Genomic DNA, 581 nt, shown 5'->3' with positions numbered 1-581 from the left:
GCCGCGTCCCCGTCCGCGCCGGACGGGGACGCGGCGCGCGCCCCGGAGCGGAACACCCGTCAGAACACGGGGACGACGGCGGTGACGCGCTTGCCGCCGGACGGCAGACCAGCGACCTCGACGTCGCGCGCCAGCCGGCAGACGATCGGCCAGCCGCGTCCGCCGACCCGTCGACGCCCCTGTTCGTCGAAGGGGCCGACGGCGACGGGCGGCCGGTCGCTGCGGTCGCTCACGGACACCCGCACGGACGGTCCCTCCATGTCGACGTCGAAGCCGGTGACGCCGCCGCCGTGCAGGATCGCGTTGCTGGTGAGCTCGGTGGCGACGAGCAGGGCGTCCGAGAGGGCTCCCTCGTCGCAGGGGTGCCCGACGGCCCGGCACCGGCCGCTCACCGCCGTTCTCACGGCATGGCGGACGTCTGCCGGCCGGCACGGGCCCGACCCCTCGCATCGCGAGGACGGGCCCTCGGGCGCCCGCACGCGGTCGGTCGAGTCGTTCGTACGCATCCTTTCGCTCCCCTGACGGTGACGGCTGGGCTGTGGATCGTGCGGATGGGCGGATGGGCGGATGGGGGGATGGGG

At 75.7% G+C, this 581-nt stretch carries 1 protein-coding gene; it reads right to left on the bottom strand.

The genetic code is table 11. From position 1 onward, the window contains the following. Window positions 1-59: 59 nt before the first annotated feature. Window positions 60-506 (bottom strand): ATP-binding protein, encoded by a 447-nt coding sequence (locus tag KMS84_RS38850; protein WP_256921267.1) that lies wholly within the window; start codon window positions 504-506, stop codon window positions 60-62. Window positions 507-581 lie beyond the last annotated feature (75 nt).

Origin of the sequence: Streptomyces hilarionis, from assembly GCF_024539675.1 — a bacterium.
Classification (GTDB): Bacteria; Actinomycetota; Actinomycetes; order Streptomycetales; family Streptomycetaceae; genus Streptomyces; species Streptomyces hilarionis.
Note: the sequence above shows the minus strand (reverse complement) of the source record. Positions and strands in the feature narration are given on the sequence as shown.

Excerpts from the sequence above, each read along its gene's own strand:
- KMS84_RS38850 (WP_256921267.1), bottom strand. The coding sequence starts at position 506 with ATGCGTACGAACGACTCGACCGACCGCGTGCGGGCGCCCGAGGGCCCG.